Here is a 17,430-nt window from a genome sequence, read left to right on the forward strand (position 1 = left end):
TCCTTATAAAATGACCGAGCCGCATCTGGCTCGGTTTTTCTATGACCCTTAACGAAGCCATTCCGCAGGACGCAGCAAGCGTTACGGCTTTATCTACGTTGACCGCAAAGATGACGGTAGCGGAACTCTAGCCCGTTATAAGAAAAAATCTTTTGATTGGTACAAAGAAGTCATCGCGACGAATGGAGACAGTCTCTATCAGGATTGAATGACTTAAACAAAATAGAATGGTTCCTTATAAAATAAAGGATGAATCTTTTGATTCATCCCTTTTTTCTATACTTTTTATTTCTTCCAGCTATCCACTTCTTTTTGGTGGTTTTTGATCCATTCCTTGGCAGCGGCTTCTGGCGAAGTACCTTCGTTGATCTTGAGCATGACCTCTTCCATGTCCTTTTGAGTCCAGTTGAAGTTGTCTAGGACCTTGTTGACTTCTGGCAAGTCCTTGTCTAGATTTTTTCGAGTGATAGTGTGGATAGCTTCCTTGCCACCCATGGTTCCCTTAGGATCCTTGAGGTATTTGAGGTCGTATTTGGAGAACATCCAGTGTGGTGACCAGCCGGTTACGATGATATCTTCTTTATTCTTAATAGCCTGATCCAGAGCAGTGGTCATGGCTCCTGTTGAGGAAGAAGAAAGATTCCAGCCATTGAGATTGCTGTATTCTTGCATAGTCTTCTCAGTCGCGGTCATGATACCAGCGCCGGGCTCAATACCTGTGATGGTTTTCTTGGCTTGGTCTGACAGGTCTTCGATGGAGTCGGCGTCCATATAGCTTGGTACGACTAGCCCTGTCTTAACGCCCTCAAGGTTTGACCCCAAGTCCACTAGCTTATCCTTGTACTCCTCATAGAGAGCAGCGTGGGTGGTCGGCAACCAGGCGGAAACCATGGCATCGGCTTCGCCATTAGCAACGGACTTCCACATAACGGCATTGTCCAGCGGTGTGATGGTGACATCGTAGCCCATTTCCTTGAGAGCTTCCGCTACGACATTGGTTGAGGCAACTTCGGAGTCCCATTCAACATAGGCAAGGTTGACCTTTTCTTTTTTGCTTTGCTGAAGCTTGGTTACTTGATTTCCGACAAAGGCTGTCATGATGACAGCAGCCAGAGCAGACCAGAGCATAATCTTGTTGCGTTTTTCCTTGGCAGTGACCGGTGATTTTTTAGCCAGAGGTTGGTTGAGCTTCTGAGTCAGGCGGTCAATGATAATGGCCAGGATAACCAGAGATACCCCATTGACAAATCCGGAACCGATGTCGGCATGCTGCAGGGCAGAGAGAACGCCGCGGCCCAGTCCTGGCGCCCCAATCATAGAGGCAGTAACGACCATAGACAGAGCTAACATGATGGTCTGATTGACCCCAGCTAGAATGGTATTTTTAGCCAGAGGCAGCTCAACTTTGAAGAGCTTCTGCTTGCCAGTGCCCCCGAAGGAGTCTGACGCTTCAATCAGCTCGGTCGGAATCTGACGAATGGCTAGATTGGTAAAGCGGACAGTCGGTGGCAGGGCAAAGATGACAGAGGCAAAGACCCCAGGCACCATACCGATACCGAAGAAAGCCACGGCCGGTATCAGGTAGACAAAGGCCGGCATGGTCTGCATAAAGTCCAGCAAGGGCTTAATGACAGCTTCGACACGATTGCTCTTAGCCATCCAAATTCCCAGTGGAATACCGATGATAATGGAAATGGCACTGGAGACGATAACCAAGGTCACAGTGTTCATAAGATTTTCCCAGAGGCCTTGGTTGTAAACAAAGAGCAGGCCCAGGAAGGTGAGCAGGGGCAGCCCCAGCTTACGCTTGGAAATCAAATAGGTAAAGATAGTGATGACTGCGATAAAGAGCAGGGGCGGAATGAAGAGCAGGGTGTCTGTCATTCCATTCATGATGGCATTTCCGATAGCCTGAAGGACCGAGAAAAGTCCGGAGAAGGTATCAGTTACCCAGTTAGTAAAGGCCTCAACCCATTGAGAAACGGGGATTGGCTGTTGTAAAATATTCAAAATGCGAACCTCTCTTATTCTTCAGATTCAGTAGTATTGGCCAGGGCCTCGATAACCCGGCCCTTGATAATAACGCCGACTAGTTTGTCCTGATCGTTGACCACAGCCAGGGGCGCCGGTGAATCATAAATCAGCGGGAAAATATCTGTAATCAGGGTTTCCTGAGTGACCTTGCGGACGTTCTTATCAATCACTTCAGCCAGTGCTTGATGTTGCTTACGGGCATCTCGGGCGGCTTCGGCAGTTAGACTACCCTTGAGATGTCGCTTCCTATCCACAGCCAGCAGCATACTGACCTCTTCTTTTTTCATCCGATTAAGAGCCACGGTTGGTCCGTCAATGTCAATGTTAGTAGTCAGTGGCGTTGTCATGATATTCTGGGCAGTCAAGACCTTGGAGCGGTCAACATCTTCAACGAACTCTCGAACGAAGTCGTTGGCTGGATTGGTCAGGATTTCCTCACCGGTGCCAATCTGCATAATCTGACCGTCAGCCATAATGGCAATACGGTCACCGATACGCAGGGCCTCATTGAGATCGTGCGTGATAAAGATAATGGTACGCTCATGCTCTGCCTGCAGATCCAGCAGCTCATCCTGCATTTCGCGGCGGATAAGGGGATCTAGAGCTGAGAAGGCCTCGTCCATGAGCAGAATATCAGGATTATTGGCCAAAGCTCGAGCTAAGCCAACCCGCTGCTGCATCCCGCCGGAGAGCTGATCGGGGTATTGGTCCTTGAAAGAGAGGAGACCGGCATTGTCTAGAGCTTGTTCAGCTAGGCGCGTGCGCTCCTCCTTATCAACACCTCGGACTTCCAGACCGAACTCAGTATTTTCCAGAATGGTCCGATGCGGAAAGAGTCCGAAGTTCTGGAAGACCATATTGAGCTTGTGGCGGCGAACGTCACGCAGCTCCTCTTCGTTCATCTTGGCTACATCTTGGCCGTCGATGTAAATGTCGCCTGATGTTGGGTCAATCAATCGGTTGAGCAGGCGGATAAGGGTAGACTTCCCACTACCGGACAGTCCCATGATGACAAAAATTTCTCCGGTCTGAACCTCAAAGTTTACATCGTAAACTCCGACAGTAGCACCGGTTTTTTCTAAAATTTCCGTTTTGCTTTTGGCTTGCTGCACCATTTCCAGTGCCTGCTTTTGCCTTTTACCGAAAATTTTAGTCAAATGTTTTACTTCTAGTTTATTCAACGTATTTCTCCTTTTGCACAAGTGACTACATGTTTGTTTTGATAAGTTGTCACTTAAAAGACCATCACAGTATAACATCGTGTGGTCACTTTGTCAAACCCAAAAGACCGTCAGACCGGCCTTTTTCGGCTATTATAAAAAAGGAGGTTGATTTTCTGGAATATTTCCGAAAGTCATAAAAACCTTGTCAGACAGCGGATTCGCCTGTCTATTCTGTTTTTTGACAAAGAAAAAAACAAGTGCTGTTTCACTTGTTTGTTTCAATTTCATTAAAAAATAAATTATGCATCAAACCGACTGATAATTCGTTGCCAACAAAGTAGATGGTATTGCCGGCTTCCAGCTTGGTATAAGGACCAGGCGAGACTAGGAGTTGGTCTCCCTGCTGGACTGCGACAATGGTAGCGCCAGTTGAGTGCCAAATATTGAGCTCAGTGATAGATTTTCCTAGGTTGATGGCGTCTGTTGAGAGCTGGAGCTCGTAGGGATTGAATGGGAAGCGCTGCTGGACATCTTTAGTTCGGCTGAGAAGCTGGTTAAGCAGCTGGGAAAAGTTAGCAAATTCTTCCTCTTGGCGTTGGATGCTCTGGTGGAGCTTGCTTTTGAGGTCCTGCAGAGAGTTGACATCTTTATAGGTCTCGAGAAACTGCTGAGCTTTTTCCTTGGAGGAGATGAAGGCTCCACTGCCATGACGGACTTCCATGATTTCCAGGTCTACCAGCACATTAATAGCCTTGCGGGCTGTCTCAGGTGAGACATTGAAGTTGCTGGCTAGGGTAGAGCGGGCATAGATCTTGCTTCCGATGGGATATTTGCCGTCAACGATTCGCTCGGCAATGGCGACGGCAATCTGCTGGTAGCGTGGGAATGCGACTTCTTTTTTGCTCATGAGGACCTCCAATTTACAACAGAAATATAGCTATGATTATAATATAAAACTGGAAGATTGAAAAGTGGCCTTTGTAAAATCGACCGTCTTATCCGCCTCTTCTTGCCTTTCTTTTTACTTTTTTAAGTAGTATAATATGTCTAAAAGTCAGAGGTTTTCTGGAAGGGGTGAGGATATTTATGTCACAATTTATCGTGGTATTACTGGGCTTTTTGGCGGTGCTAGTGTTTGTCATAGCCTCTGCTATTCGGAGAAAGCTTCGCTTTAAGAAGCGTTTAGCTGCTGCTTGGGGAAGTCGTGAGCGGGTGGATTGCCGGCCAGACAGTGAGTCCAGTCTATATGAGTCTTTTTTGTTAGACGAAGAAGCTGGAACCTATGATAGTCTGGTGGACGACCAGACTTGGGGAGATTTGGACTTTTTTGGTATTTTTCAGGATATTGATACAGCATCCCAATCCAGTCTAGGTTCAGAGTACCTTTACAGCAAACTCCGCCTGTTGCATTTCGAGGCAGATCAGGAATTTGATGATTTGCAGGCATATTTAGCCCAACATCCAGAGGTGCGCATTCAGCTGCAGCTGCTTTTTTCTGAGCTTGGCAAGAAAAATCACAATCAAGCTAAGAAGCTGATCTATAAACAAGCTCAGGCGAATCACAAGGGAAGTTTTTACCTGTTCTTGGCTGGGATTCCGCTAGTTTCCCCTTTACTCTATTTTATCAATCCTAGTCTGGGATATATAGTTCCCATCATCAGCATGGCCTTTAATATCGTTTACTCCATGGCCACGCGCTGGTCTCTCGAGATGAAGTTGGATAGCATGGGCTATCTGGTACGGATCTTCTATATTGGTGAAAAGATCGCCCGCCTGCCCTTGCCCCAGCAAGCTGCTCTGAAAGAAGCGGTGGCTTCTTTTAGCCGAACACGGCTTTTTGGAGAAGTCTTTCGGCCCCAGTCGGGTGCCTCTGAGTTGGAGATTTTCTATCTCTATATCAACTCCGTCTTGCTGATACCTCAGTTGGCTCAGGCCTATATCTCCAATCGTCTGGTCAAGGCCAATCAACAGGCTAGGCAAGTGCTGGAGATTCTAAGTCGCTTAGAGGCAGCGATTGCTGTACTTAACTACAAGGAAAGCTTGCCAATTTATACGAAACCTAGCTTTACAAGCTCAGCTGGTATGAAGGGCAAGGGTCTCTATCACCCACTCTTAGAGCGACCTGTCAGCAATGATTTGGACTTTTCTAAGAATATGATGATTAGTGGCGATAATGCTTCTGGAAAATCGACTTACCTGAGAATAGCAGCTATCAATGCTATCTTGGCTCAGGGGTTAGGCTTTGCTTGCGCCGAGAGCTTGACCTTGCAGCATGGTCATGTCTTGAGCTCAATGGATGTGACCGATGACATCGGCTCTGGGGATAGTTACTTTATCACTGAGAGTCGGGCTATTGAGCGCATGATAGATTCCTTGAAAGAAGAGGGCTTGCACTACTTTTTCATTGATGAGCTTTTTAAGGGAACCAATACTGTTGAGCGGATTGGTGCAGGGCTGGCAATCATTGATTGGCTTGCTCAGAAGCCCTGTCTTTATATGATTTCGAGCCATGATGTGGAGTTGGTAGCAGCCTCTGGTCAGCTCAATGCTCAATATCACTTTGACAGTCAATATATAGCAGGAGAGATTGTCTTTGACTATAAAATTAAGCAAGGCAGCGCTTTGACCAAGAATGCGGTTAATACACTAGAGAGCCTGAACTATCCAGAAGAGATTACGGATACAGCTAGGGAGATAATCACAGCCTATGAATCCAGCGGTTCTTGGAACTTGCTGGGAAAGAGGCAATCCAAATTGGATGATAAAGATAGAAATGGATAAAAAGATGACTGTAAAGATGATAGCGACAGACATGGATGGAACCTTGCTAGACGGACAGGGACAGCTGGATTTGCCGCGTTTGACAACTATTTTAGATGAGCTGGAGAAGAGAGACATTCGCTTTGTGGTAGCTACTGGCAATGAAATTCCACGAATGCGCCTGCTATTGGGAGATTTGGTAGAACGCATGACCTTGGTAGTCGCCAACGGAGCGAGGATTTTTGAAGGAAATCGGCTAAGCATGAGCAGCTTCTGGGAACATGGATTGATTAGGGATGCGCTGGCTTACTTTGCCGGGCGTGAAAAGGAGCTTCAGCTGGTTGTGACTTCTGAAAGAGGCGGCTTTGTCCAGGAAGGGACAGAATTTCCCTTGATCGAAAAGGTTATGACTAAGGAAATGGCCCAGCTTTTCTATAAGCGGATGAATTTTGTGCCTAGCCTTCAGGATTATCCCTTTGACAAGGTCTTGAAAATGAGTATGATGGTAGAAGAGGCTGCAGCAGCAGAGCATGCTCGTCTGATTAATCAGCATTTTGCAGGCCGATTGAGCGCGGTTGCTAGTGGTTATGGAGCCATTGACATCCTCCAAGATGGGATGCACAAGGCTTGGGGCTTGCAGCAACTGATGGCTAAGTGGCAGATTCAAAGCTCGGAAATCATGGCTTTTGGCGATAGTGAAAATGATATAGAAATGCTTGAATTAGCTGGTATTTCTTACGCTATGGAGAATGGCGATGAGCGGGTCAAAGGGGTGGCAGATTACCTAGCGCCAGCCAATACAGAAGCCGGTGTTCTACATGTGCTTGAGCAATACTTAGAAGAGGAAAAAGGATAATGGCAGTACAATTACTAGAAGAATGGCTTCTCAAGGAGCAGGCAAAATTGCAGCAAAACTACAGAGAACTCAATCAACTCTCCGTCAAGGAGCCAGACATCATCTTTATCGGAGACTCCATTGTAGAATACTATCCGCTCCATGAACTCTTACAGACGGATAAAAGACTGGTCAACCGCGGCATTCGGGGTTATAAGACTGATTTGCTTTTAGAAAATCTGAATGCCCATCTCTTTGGGCAGGCTTTGGATAAGGTCTTTATCCTGATAGGTACCAACGATATTGGCAAGGAGATGCCTCAGACAGAAACGCTGGCCAATTTGGAAGCCGTTATTCAGGAGATTTCTCGTGATTATCCTCTGGCTCAGATTCAGTTGCTGTCTGTCCTGCCGGTCAATGAAGCTCCAGCCTACAAGAGCACGGTCTATGTCCGCAGCAATGAAAAGATTCAGTCCCTCAATCAGTCCTATCGTCAGCTGGCTAGCGCCTACATGAATGTCCAGTTTATCGATTTACACGATGCTTTTCTGGACGAGGAAGGCCAGCTACGATCGGACTACACAACTGACGGCCTCCATCTGACCATTTCTGGCTATGGAGCCCTGTCCAAGGCTTTGCAGGAATATTTGTAGTTTCTTCAAAAAAATACAGCTCTGTTTTTCCAGAACAGAGCTTGTTTATTTTCCTAAACTTACAAAAGTTTTCTGTGAATGATGCTTGATTTCAAAGGGATTATGAAAATTATTATAAAACACATTGGACTTTGTGAAAAAATTTAGGGCTTTGTGTTATGTAATAGTTCTATATCATCTTTGAGCATATTCTTATACAAGAGCTAAAAAACATGATAAATTGATAGAGTAAAGTTGCTTGAAGCGTTTTCATTCACAAATGGAAATGTTTTCAACAACTGAAAATTTATTTTATTGAAGGGGAGTTATTATTATGACTCAAGGAAAAATTACTGCATCAGCAGCAATGCTCAACGTATTGAAGACATGGGGCGTAGATACCATCTACGGTATCCCATCAGGAACACTCAGCTCACTTATGGATGCTTTGGCTGAAGACAAGGATATCCGCTTCTTGCAAGTTCGCCACGAAGAAACAGGTGCTCTTGCTGCGGTGATGCAAGCTAAATTCGGCGGCTCAATCGGGGTTGCAGTTGGTTCAGGTGGTCCAGGTGCGACTCACTTGATTAACGGTGTTTACGATGCAGCTATGGATAACACTCCATTCCTTGCTATCCTTGGATCACGTCCAGTTAACGAACTCAACATGGATGCCTTCCAAGAGCTTAACCAAAATCCAATGTACAACGGTATCGCTGTATACAACAAACGTGTAGCTTACGCTGAGCAATTGCCAAAAGTGATTGACGAAGCTTGCCGTGCTGCTGTTTCTAAAAAAGGTCCAGCCGTTGTTGAAATCCCAGTAAACTTCGGTTTCCAAGAAATCGACGAAAACTCATACTATGGTTCAGGTTCATACGAACGCTCATTCATCGCTCCTGCCTTGAACGAAACTGAAATCGACAAAGCGGTTGAAATCTTGAACAAGGCTGAGCGCCCAGTTATCTATGCTGGATTTGGTGGTGTTAAAGCTGGTGAAGTGATTACTGAATTGTCACGTAAAATCAAAGCACCAATCATCACAACTGGTAAAAACTTTGAAGCTTTCGAATGGAACTATGAAGGTTTGACAGGTTCTGCTTACCGTGTTGGTTGGAAACCAGCCAACGAAGTGGTCTTTGAAGCAGACACAGTTCTTTTCCTTGGCTCAAACTTCCCATTTGCTGAAGTTTACGAAGCATTTAAGAACACTGAAAAATTCATCCAAGTGGATATTGACCCTTACAAACTTGGTAAACGTCATGCCCTTGACGCTTCAATCCTTGGAGATGCAGGTCAAGCAGCTAAAGCGATTCTTGACAAAGTAAACCCAGTTGAATCTACTCCATGGTGGCGTGCGAATGTGAAGAACAACCAAAACTGGCGCGATTACATGAACAAACTCGAAGGTAAAACTGAGGGTGAGTTGCAATTGTACCAAGTATACAACGCAGTGAACAAATACGCTGATCAAGACGCTATCTACTCAATCGACGTAGGTGACACTACTCAAACATCTACTCGTCACCTTCACATGACACCTAAGAACATGTGGCGTACATCTCCACTCTTTGCGACAATGGGTATTGCCCTTCCTGGTGGTATCGCTGCTAAGAAAGACAATCCAGATCGCCAAGTATGGAACATCATGGGTGACGGTGCATTCAACATGTGCTACCCAGACGTGATCACAAACGTTCAATACGACCTTCCAGTTATCAACCTTGTCTTCTCAAATGGTAAATATGCCTTCATCAAGGACAAATACGAAGATACAAACAAACACTTGTTTGGTTGTGACTTCCCTAACGCGGACTACGCGAAAATCGCTGAAGCTCAAGGAGCTGTTGGATTTACAGTTGACCGTATCGAAGACATCGACGCAGTCGTTGCAGAGGCTGTTAAACTCAACAAAGAAGGTAAAACTGTTGTTATCGATGCTCGCATTACTCAACACCGTCCACTTCCAGTAGAAGTACTTGAATTGGATCCAAAACTTCACTCAGAAGAAGCAATCAAAGCCTTCAAGGAAAAATACGAAGCAGAAGAACTCGTACCATTCCGCCTCTTCTTGGAAGAAGAAGGATTGCAATCACGCGCAATTAAATAATTCTTCTCGTCGAAAATCAAATGTAAACTGTGTCATCTTCACCTTGCCGTACTCCAGTACTGCCTGCGGTTCGATGTCTTGTTTCTAACTTGATTTTCTTAGAGCGGAACTTGAAAAGATCGGAGCAATCCGGTCTTTTTATGGAGGATAACAAATGAATTTAAATCAATTAGATATTATCGTTTCAGATGTTCCTCAAGTCTGTGCTGACTTGGAGCGTATTTTTGATAAAAAAGCCGATTATGTTGATGATGGTTTTGCTCAGTTCACGATTGGCAGTCATTGTCTCATGTTGTCCCAAAATCATTTGATACCTTTGGGAGATTTTCAGTCAGGAATCATTCTTCACATCGAGGTTGAGGATGTAGACCAGAATTACCAACGATTGAAAGAGCTTGGTGCCGAGATTTTACACGGCCCAGCTGTAACTGATTGGGGAACGGAATCGCTACTAGTTAAAGGCCCTGCTGGTCTAGTGATTGATTTTTATCGAATGAAATAGGTCTGTTTAAATAGAAAAAACGCATAAAATCAACTGATTACAAAAGTGTTGATTTTATGCGTTTTTATGTAAACTGTTCTTATATTTCGGCTAGAAATTGAGTTTTTGTCCAACTTCTTGCTTTATATCAGCAGGTTTATTTAACTTTCCCGCCTTCAACAACTAGGTCGTCAGCCTTAGCAGCTTCGCCGTATGTTGGGTGGAGAGTTTCTTCATAGGCCTTGTGGAAGAAGTTTTCTTTGCCGAGTTTCTTGATTTCGTCGTTGATGTAGTTGAGCAGCTCGGTATTGCCTTTCTGCACAGCTGGGGCAATGGTATCTGGATCACCTAGCGAAGTGATGCCGACTTCAAAGCCTTTGTTTTCCAGTGCCCAGGCTAGGACTTCAGTATTGTCCGTAGAAAAGGCGTCGCCGCGGCCGTCCAGCAGGGCTTGGTAAGCATCGCTGTACTGATCATACTTTTGCAGCTTGATATTCGGGTAGTTCTTTTCAAAGTAGGTTTCAGCCGTGGTTCCCTTGGTGATGATTAGGGTCTTACCCTCCAACTGCTCAGGCTTGGTGATAACTGAGCCCTTTGGTGATACGACTCCGAGAGATACTTTCATATAGGGCAGGGCGAAGTCGACTTGTTTTTTCCGCTCATCTGTGACAGTGAAGTTGGCTAGGGTAATATCGACCTTGTTGGAGATTAAGTATTCAGCCCGATTGGCAGCATCTACAGGCACATACTCTGGCTTAACACCCAAATCTTTGGCTAGCTGGTCGCCCAGATAAATGTCATAGCCTTGATATTTGCCCTTGTTATCTACATAGCCGAACGGTTTCTTATCGCTGAAAACCGCAATGCGGAGCTTACCGCTCTTTTTAATTTCCTCCAGACTGCGGGCCTTGACTGTTTTGCTGGAAGCTGCGTCTTTGTTACCAGCATCTTTCTTGCTGGAACTGCCACAAGCGACAAGGAAGAAAGCCAGAGTTAGGGTTGTTAAAGCAAAGATTGTTTTAGATAATTTCATAAGAGACTCCTTTATAAGATATGGGAATGTGAAGAAAGCACAGAACCGCGAAAAAGCAGCAACATCAGTGGTGGGGATAGGCATAACTGTCAGCCTAGATGACTGAAGTCAAAGACATTGAGAAATTCCTGGGCACGCTTGGTTTTGGGTTGGGTGAAGAACTGCTGGGCTGTATTTTCTTCGAGGATACCACCTTGGTCCATGAAGATGATCCGATCAGCAATGGCGCGGGCGAACTGCATTTCATGGGTCACAATCAGCATGGTCCGGCCTTCCTCAGCCAGGTCATTAATGAGCTCTAGCACTTCGCGGACCATCTCGGGATCCAGCGAAGCAGTTACTTCATCAAAAAGGATAATTTCTGGGTGCATGAGGAGCGAACGGACGATTGCCACCCGCTGCTTTTGGCCGCCAGACAGTTGGCGAGCAAAACTGTGCTTTTTATCCGCCAGGCCGACCCGCTCCAGCAGACTTTCAGCTTCCTTAATGACCTCGTCCTTCTTGCGCCCCTGAGCCTTTATGGGAGCAAGAATCAGATTTTGCAGGACATCCAGATGGGGGAAGAGCTCATAGCTTTGAAAGACCATGCCAATCTTCTGACGAACGAGATGGAAGTCCTTTTTCTGGCTGAGGATGGACTGACCATCCAGTAAAATATCGCCAGACTGGATGCTTTCAAGGCCGTTGATACAGCGAAGAAGGGTCGACTTGCCGCAGCCAGATGATCCTAGGATGACCACGACCTCTCCTTTTTGGACAGAGAGAGACAGGCCTTTAAGGATGGCATTGCTACCGAAAGACTTGCGAATGTCCCGTAATTCTAAAATGATTTCCGACATGGTGTCCGTTACTCCTTCCAGATGGTTTCCAAATAAGAGGACAGCTTAGAAATAGGAAAGCAGACTGCGAAGTAAAGCAGCAGAATGCAGCCATAAATCCAAAAAGCAGCAGAAGGGATAGACAGACGATTGCTGTCAATAATCTGCTGGCCGACCTTGACGACCTCAATGACTCCGATAAGGACGATGAGTGAGGTTGTCTTAATCATCCGCGTGATTAGATTAATCGCCTGCGGCAAAAGCCGTCGCAGTACCTGCGGGATGATAATATAGATATAGAGCTGGCGCTGCGACAGTCCCAATGCCTGACCGCTCTCAAACTGATGCTTGGGCAGGGAAGTAATGGCACCCCGTACCAAGTCCCCCATCTCCGCCGTTCCCCAAAGAGAGAAGACGATAATGGCTGAAAGCTCACCAGAGATATTGATGTCGAAATTTCTGGCTAGGCCAAAGTAAACCAGAAAGAGCAGAACCAGCTGGGGCATGACGCGGATAAACTCTAGATAGGCTCTGGACAGAAAGCGCACGACTTTTGAGTGCGAGGTCATGATGATGCCAAAAATAGTTCCCAAGATAAGGGAGATGATGACCGAGAGGATAGAAATACCAATGGTAACGCCCAGCCCCTGTAAGATACGTAAGAAATTATTCCCCTGAAAGAGAACTTGAATGCCCGAATCCTGCACGCCGCAGCCTCCTTTCTATCCAGCTAAAGCCAAGTGAAATTGGCAGCAAAATAATCAGATAAGCAATGACCAACATGAGCAGAGCTGTGTCTGTCTCGTAGTAAAGGCCAATCAAGTCCTTAGCTACAAACATTAGGTCTGCCAAGGCAACAGCTGAAAATACTGAGGTTTCCTTGATTAAAAAGATGACATTGGCACTAAAGGAAGGCAAGGCAATAGCTGCAGCCTGAGGCAGGATGACATAGTAGAAGACTTGTACTGGTCGTAGGCCGATAGAGAGTCCGACTTCCCTCTGCGTTTGGCTGACTGCTTCTAGGCCGCTTCGGAAAGACTCAGCCATGTAGGAACCGCCCAGAAAGATTAGCCCAATCGTCGCACAAGCCTCAGAGGATAGAACGAGTCCAACACGAGGCAAGCCAAAGTAGAGAAAGAAAAGCTGCAGCAACAGTGGCGTATTGCGGGAAAACTCGATATAGGCGGTTGCTAGCGGCTTCAAAACTGGAATCTTGTAAAAGCGAATCAGACTGACTAAGAATCCGACAGCAATTGATCCCAAAATCCCCCAAAAGGCGATGAACATGGTTAAAAGAAAGGCCTCTTGATAGAGGGGATAGTAATCACTGACGACGTCCCAGTTCACGGCTCTCACTCCTTAAACACTTGATGTTCCTAGTTTAGCATAGATAACAGACCTTTAGTAATATGTATTTTTTATCGCACTGATAAGGAAAATCTATCACTGGTCTGAAGAGAAATGCCAGATTGGGGGTTTGTTATTTCAGCTATGAGCTCGATTAAACCAAGGTGGTTATAAAAAATTGCGCTTTGATTTTGGATGAGTATAAAAAGGCTAAAAATCCCTGACCTATGGTATAATAGGATAATATGACAAAAGACAATACTATTTCAAACAAATTATACAAACTACTCTTTGCTTTATTCAGCTGTTTCGTGGGGCTGTCGTTTCTGTTCATGATGCTGAAAGATGTCTCGTCCACTAATTGGTATAAGAGTCGATTTCAGGGGTGGAAGACCATAACGGCTGAGGTGAGCGATTTTACGACCAGTCCGGAAAATCGCTCTACGCCCGCTTACTACCCTATTTATCACTACATTGTTGATGGCCAAACCTACCAGGGGATTTCAGACATCTATCAATATGAAGTGCCTAAGTCTGGGCAAACCATTAGCATTCTCTATAATCCCAAGTCGCCTGAGCAGAGCCAATATAAGAATGACATCCCCATCCCTGTCCTTGTACTCATGCCATTGCTGGGATTCTTATTATTTATGGCATTTGCTGCCGGCTCCCTCTATCAGGCCTTTAATCCTCTACAGGAGCCAAAGTCGCAACCTAAGGCTGCAAAAAGGATCAGTATTGTTGAGGGAACAGTTCGTAAAGAGAATCCCATTGTATCTTTAGTCTACCTAAGCCTGATTATGATAGCCCTCACTTATATCTGTATCACTGCAACAGGGCAATTCAAAGCCGTATTTTATGGTTGGAAAACTACATCCGCTCAAGTCATTGACTATGATGTGTATGAAACCGGAGGAAGTAGAGGAGGAAGAGGACTAAGTCTTTATAATAGCATCTACCAATATCAAGTAGACGGCGTGGCTTATGAAGGCTATTCTGTTCTCGGTAGATTTACAAAACCCAAAATTCAAAGTCAAATCCCTATTGCCTATAATCCTGAGTATCCCTATCAGAGTGCTTCTAGTGAAAACCGTCATTTCTTTTATATAGTCTTCTTGCCTGGCTTTAGTCTATTGCTAGTCGGCAAGATTCTCTCTCTAATGATTGCTGCTTGGATAAAGAAGGCTAGCCTCGCTCAAGCCAGAAGACTAGGACATGTCTATGACGGCTATATTATCGATGTTATCCCCGCTGAACAGTTTAGAGAGTATAATCCGTTGCATGAGATTTGGCTTGAATTTGATATTAACCAAGTGCCCTATCAAACCAGCATTTGCCTTCCCTTAAGAGAACATCATTTTATCTCTTACAGCCAGAATCCTAGACCTATCCCAGTCTATGTGGATCCTCATGATGATAGCCAGTTCCTGATAGATGACAATGATATCTATGCTATTACAAATCAAATACAGATTAGTTGATCCCCCTCCTAATGCCACCTCTCTCATCATTGACCAGCAACTAGACGTTCTACCGTCTTGACCTCCTTTGAGGTGGATCCACATGAGTTGAAGAATATTGGGAATGCCGAACCTCACAGACACCATAGAACTTGGAATAGTATCAATTTTCCGTAGGATGTTAGAAGTTTATTTGCTGATTGTTTATTATAATATAAGAAAAACGTTTAATTGATAAGGAGGCAAAAAGATGACTGAAAAACTGACTTTTCCTGATGGTTTTTTGTGGGGCGGAGCGACAGCTGCCAACCAGTGCGAGGGCGCTTATGATGCGGATAGTCGCGGGCTGGCCAATGTAGATGTGGTGCCGATTGGTGAGGATCGTCTGGCCATCATCACGGGTAAGAAAAAGATGTTTGACTTTGAGGATGGCTATTTCTACCCAGCCAAGGAAGCCATTGATATGTACCATCGCTTCAAGGAGGACATTGCCCTCTTTGCTGAGATGGGTTTTAAGACCTATCGGCTGTCCATTGCTTGGAGCAGGATTTTCCCTAAGGGGGATGAGCTGGAGCCCAATGAAGCTGGCCTGAAATTTTACGAAGACCTCTTTAAGGAATGCCACAAGTACGGTATTGAGCCCTTGGTGACCATTACTCACTTTGACTGTCCCATGCACTTGATTGAGCAATATGGTGGTTGGCGGAACCGTAAGATGCTGGAATTTTACGAGCGTCTCTGCCGTACTCTCTTTACCCGCTACAAGGGCTTGGTCAAATACTGGCTGACCTTCAATGAAATTAACATGATTCTCCATGCACCATTTATGGGGGCGGGGCTCTGCTTTGAAGAAGGCGAAAATGAAGAACAGGTCAAGTATCAAGCGGCCCATCATGAGCTAGTCACCTCAGCCATTGCCACCAAGCTGGCTCATGAGATTGATCCGGAAAATAAGGTCGGCTGTATGCTGGCGGCGGGTCAAAATTATCCTAACACCTGTCATCCACGCGATGTATGGGCTGGTATGGAGGAAGACAGGAAAAACTATTTCTTCATTGATGTGCAGGCGCGTGGTGAATATCCCAACTATGCCAAGAAAGCTTGGGAGCGCGAGGGCATCACTGTCGAAATGACAGAAGAAGATCTGCAGCTGCTCAAGGAGCATACGGTGGACTTCATTTCCTTCTCATACTACTCTAGCCGAGTGGCTTCAGGCGATCCTAAGGTTAATGAGCTGACCGAGGGCAATATCTTTGCTTCTCTCAAGAACCCTTATTTGGAAGCTTCTGAGTGGGGCTGGCAGATTGATCCTCTGGGCTTGCGCATTACGTTAAATACCATCTGGGATCGCTATCAAAAGCCCATGTTTATCGTGGAAAATGGTCTGGGCGCAGTGGATACTCCGGATGAAAATGGCTATGTGGCTGATGATTACCGGATTGACTATCTGGCAGCCCATGTAAAGGCTATGCGAGAAGCCATCAATGAGGACGGCGTGGTGCTGTGGGGCTACACGACCTGGGGCTGTATCGACCTAGTATCAGCCGGTACTGGCGAGATGAAGAAGCGCTATGGCTTTATTTATGTGGACCGGGACAATGAAGGTAAGGGAACATTCAAACGTTCTAAGAAGAAATCCTTTGACTGGTACAAGGAAGTCATCGCGACTAACGGAGCATCTGTGAAATAGAAAAAAGGCTGAGATATGAATGTCTCAGCCTTTTTCAAGGATGTATGTTTTATAGGAATTTTAGTCTAACTGAATTTTAAATACTTTTCAAGATTCATTATTTCAAGAATTCTTTTATTTGCTGGGCAATTTCCTTTGGCTTTTCGTCATGGATATAGTGGGAGCTTTCTAATGTCACAAGTTTGGCTTGGGCATTCTGCGCTACAAACTCTTCTTCCAACTTAGGAGTTTCTCCGCCTTTCTGGACAGCCGCAAAGATAAGAGTTGGAATCTGGGGCACGGGTTCTTTGTTAATTGTTTCAACATTTTTCTTCCGATTCTTGACTTCGTTCATGACCGCCTGGGTGATTGACCGCTGGTGGAACAAGGCTTTAAAGACAGCTTTTTCCTGATCATTGAGAGCCCCAGACTTTATGGCTGGGCTGCTATTTTCATCAAAGAAAATCGGCAGGCGAGCCAAGCCTAGCATTCTCCCCATCTGGATAGTCTGATAAGAACCATAAAATTTCTGCTGGTCGGACACCTCCGTATGAGGCATGGTCATATCCAGCCCGATAATAGCTTCTATTTCTTCTGGGTAATGATTGGCCCAGTGAATCGTTTCTAAACCGGCAATCGAATGCGGAACCAAAACATAAGGACCGGATATCTTAGCAGCTTTGAGGGCCTTACGTGTCTGCTCCACTTGTCTATCCAATGAGCGGTCATCGTTTCCATCATCGCTGTAACCATAGCCCAGACGTTCTACCACGACGATACGATAATCATCCTCCAGCTTGGAATAAAGAGCTTTGAAATCCAGAACCGGAGCATTGGTGCCCAGTCCTGCTAGAAAAACTAAGGTCTTCTTGCCCTTGCCAGCAGTGTAGACATTGAGCTTCTTACCCTCTACCTCGACTAGCTGACCAATCGGCTTCTCAATGAGCTTGCTTTCCTGAGCTATTTGAAAGCGGTTATAGAGAAAGATAGCCAATAAGGCCAGAGCTAAGATTCCTACCAGCCAAGTGATTGTTTTAAGGATAAATATAAAGATTCTTTTCAACATAGGGATTCCTTTCTGTTCATCA

At 45.5% G+C, this 17,430-nt stretch carries 15 protein-coding genes and 1 pseudogene; 8 read left to right on the forward strand and 8 right to left on the reverse strand.

Going from position 1 to position 17,430, the window contains the following annotated elements; translation table 11 throughout:
* Positions 1-61 precede the first annotated feature (61 nt).
* Positions 62-208: pseudogene (locus K4I03_RS06420) on the forward strand (family 1 glycosylhydrolase); the annotation flags it as partial.
* Positions 209-285: 77 nt separating this feature from the next.
* On the opposite strand, the gene K4I03_RS06425 reads toward K4I03_RS06420, so the two are convergent.
* The 3 genes from K4I03_RS06425 to K4I03_RS06435 all read right to left on the reverse strand — a co-directional run bounded on the left by K4I03_RS06425 (position 286) and on the right by K4I03_RS06435 (position 4,104).
* On the reverse strand, positions 286-2,010 hold the full coding sequence (locus K4I03_RS06425) for an ABC transporter permease/substrate binding protein (protein ID WP_227964080.1): 1,725 nt from the start codon (positions 2,008-2,010) through the stop codon (positions 286-288).
* A 14-nt stretch (positions 2,011-2,024) separates the two neighbouring features.
* Positions 2,025-3,215, reverse strand: a complete 1,191-nt coding sequence (locus tag K4I03_RS06430; protein ID WP_227964081.1) for a quaternary amine ABC transporter ATP-binding protein — start codon at positions 3,213-3,215, stop codon at positions 2,025-2,027.
* Positions 3,216-3,462: 247 nt separating this feature from the next.
* Complete coding sequence (locus K4I03_RS06435; protein WP_227964083.1) at positions 3,463-4,104, reverse strand: GntR family transcriptional regulator; 642 nt, start codon at positions 4,102-4,104, stop codon at positions 3,463-3,465.
* 179 nt (positions 4,105-4,283) lie between these two features.
* Here K4I03_RS06435 and K4I03_RS06440 point away from each other — a divergent pair, with 179 nt between their 5' ends.
* The 5 genes from K4I03_RS06440 (at position 4,284) to K4I03_RS06460 (ending at position 10,036) form a co-directional block, all read left to right on the forward strand.
* A complete protein-coding gene (locus tag K4I03_RS06440; protein ID WP_227964084.1) occupies positions 4,284-5,978 on the forward strand; it encodes a MutS-related protein in 1,695 nt (564 codons plus the stop codon).
* Positions 5,956-6,813, forward strand: a complete 858-nt coding sequence (locus K4I03_RS06445; protein ID WP_227964085.1) for a Cof-type HAD-IIB family hydrolase — start codon at positions 5,956-5,958, stop codon at positions 6,811-6,813. The genes K4I03_RS06440 and K4I03_RS06445 overlap by 23 nt, the downstream gene beginning before the upstream one ends.
* Positions 6,813-7,445 (forward strand): SGNH/GDSL hydrolase family protein, encoded by a 633-nt coding sequence (locus tag K4I03_RS06450; protein ID WP_227964087.1) that lies wholly within the window; start codon positions 6,813-6,815, stop codon positions 7,443-7,445. The genes K4I03_RS06445 and K4I03_RS06450 overlap by 1 nt, the downstream gene beginning before the upstream one ends.
* A gap of 313 nt (positions 7,446-7,758) precedes the next feature.
* Entirely contained in the window at positions 7,759-9,534 is a 1,776-nt protein-coding gene (gene spxB, locus K4I03_RS06455) for a pyruvate oxidase (protein ID WP_227964088.1), read from the forward strand.
* Positions 9,535-9,688: 154 nt separating this feature from the next.
* Positions 9,689-10,036, forward strand: a complete 348-nt coding sequence (locus K4I03_RS06460) for a VOC family protein (protein WP_227964089.1) — start codon at positions 9,689-9,691, stop codon at positions 10,034-10,036.
* Between the two features lie 136 nt (positions 10,037-10,172).
* On the opposite strand, the gene K4I03_RS06465 is transcribed toward K4I03_RS06460, so the two are convergent.
* The 4 genes from K4I03_RS06465 to K4I03_RS06480 all read right to left on the reverse strand — a co-directional run bounded on the left by K4I03_RS06465 (position 10,173) and on the right by K4I03_RS06480 (position 13,213).
* Positions 10,173-11,048: a cysteine ABC transporter substrate-binding protein gene (locus K4I03_RS06465; protein WP_227964091.1), complete on the reverse strand. Its 876-nt coding sequence runs from the start codon at positions 11,046-11,048 to the stop codon at positions 10,173-10,175.
* Between the two features lie 89 nt (positions 11,049-11,137).
* Positions 11,138-11,887, reverse strand: coding sequence for an amino acid ABC transporter ATP-binding protein (locus tag K4I03_RS06470; RefSeq protein WP_227964092.1), 750 nt, complete (start codon positions 11,885-11,887; stop codon positions 11,138-11,140).
* Positions 11,888-11,895: 8 nt separating this feature from the next.
* On the reverse strand, positions 11,896-12,573 hold the full coding sequence (locus K4I03_RS06475) for an amino acid ABC transporter permease (RefSeq protein ID WP_002926727.1): 678 nt from the start codon (positions 12,571-12,573) through the stop codon (positions 11,896-11,898).
* The gene (locus K4I03_RS06480; protein WP_002910633.1) at positions 12,533-13,213 is read right to left on the reverse strand and encodes an amino acid ABC transporter permease; all 681 of its coding nucleotides are present in this window, start codon (positions 13,211-13,213) and stop codon (positions 12,533-12,535) included. The genes K4I03_RS06475 and K4I03_RS06480 overlap by 41 nt, the downstream gene beginning before the upstream one ends.
* A 245-nt stretch (positions 13,214-13,458) precedes the next feature.
* Here K4I03_RS06480 and K4I03_RS06485 point away from each other — a divergent pair, with 245 nt between their 5' ends.
* Both K4I03_RS06485 and K4I03_RS06490 read left to right on the forward strand, forming a co-directional pair.
* Positions 13,459-14,694, forward strand: a complete 1,236-nt coding sequence (locus K4I03_RS06485) for a DUF3592 domain-containing protein (protein WP_227964093.1) — start codon at positions 13,459-13,461, stop codon at positions 14,692-14,694.
* Between the two features lie 229 nt (positions 14,695-14,923).
* Positions 14,924-16,363, forward strand: a complete 1,440-nt coding sequence (locus K4I03_RS06490) for a 6-phospho-beta-glucosidase (protein ID WP_227964095.1) — start codon at positions 14,924-14,926, stop codon at positions 16,361-16,363.
* Between the two features lie 97 nt (positions 16,364-16,460).
* Here the strand turns inward: K4I03_RS06490 and K4I03_RS06495 are convergent, their stop codons facing one another.
* On the reverse strand, positions 16,461-17,408 hold the full coding sequence (locus K4I03_RS06495; protein WP_227964096.1) for an alpha/beta fold hydrolase: 948 nt from the start codon (positions 17,406-17,408) through the stop codon (positions 16,461-16,463).
* Positions 17,409-17,430 lie beyond the last annotated feature (22 nt).

Source organism: Streptococcus sanguinis (assembly GCF_020729725.1).
GTDB lineage: Bacteria > Bacillota > Bacilli > Lactobacillales > Streptococcaceae > Streptococcus > Streptococcus sanguinis_V.

Excerpts from the sequence above, each read along its gene's own strand:
- K4I03_RS06435 (WP_227964083.1), bottom strand. The coding sequence starts at position 4,104 with ATGAGCAAAAAAGAAGTCGCATTCCCACGCTACCAGCAGATTGCCGTC.
- K4I03_RS06470 (WP_227964092.1), bottom strand. The coding sequence starts at position 11,887 with ATGTCGGAAATCATTTTAGAATTACGGGACATTCGCAAGTCTTTCGGT.
- K4I03_RS06495 (WP_227964096.1), bottom strand. The coding sequence starts at position 17,408 with ATGTTGAAAAGAATCTTTATATTTATCCTTAAAACAATCACTTGGCTG.
- K4I03_RS06465 (WP_227964091.1), bottom strand. The coding sequence starts at position 11,048 with ATGAAATTATCTAAAACAATCTTTGCTTTAACAACCCTAACTCTGGCT.
- K4I03_RS06445 (WP_227964085.1), top strand. The coding sequence starts at position 5,956 with ATGATAAAGATAGAAATGGATAAAAAGATGACTGTAAAGATGATAGCG.
- K4I03_RS06490 (WP_227964095.1), top strand. The coding sequence starts at position 14,924 with ATGACTGAAAAACTGACTTTTCCTGATGGTTTTTTGTGGGGCGGAGCG.
- K4I03_RS06440 (WP_227964084.1), top strand. The coding sequence starts at position 4,284 with ATGTCACAATTTATCGTGGTATTACTGGGCTTTTTGGCGGTGCTAGTG.
- K4I03_RS06450 (WP_227964087.1), top strand. The coding sequence starts at position 6,813 with ATGGCAGTACAATTACTAGAAGAATGGCTTCTCAAGGAGCAGGCAAAA.
- K4I03_RS06460 (WP_227964089.1), top strand. The coding sequence starts at position 9,689 with ATGAATTTAAATCAATTAGATATTATCGTTTCAGATGTTCCTCAAGTC.
- spxB (WP_227964088.1), top strand. The coding sequence starts at position 7,759 with ATGACTCAAGGAAAAATTACTGCATCAGCAGCAATGCTCAACGTATTG.
- K4I03_RS06485 (WP_227964093.1), top strand. The coding sequence starts at position 13,459 with ATGACAAAAGACAATACTATTTCAAACAAATTATACAAACTACTCTTT.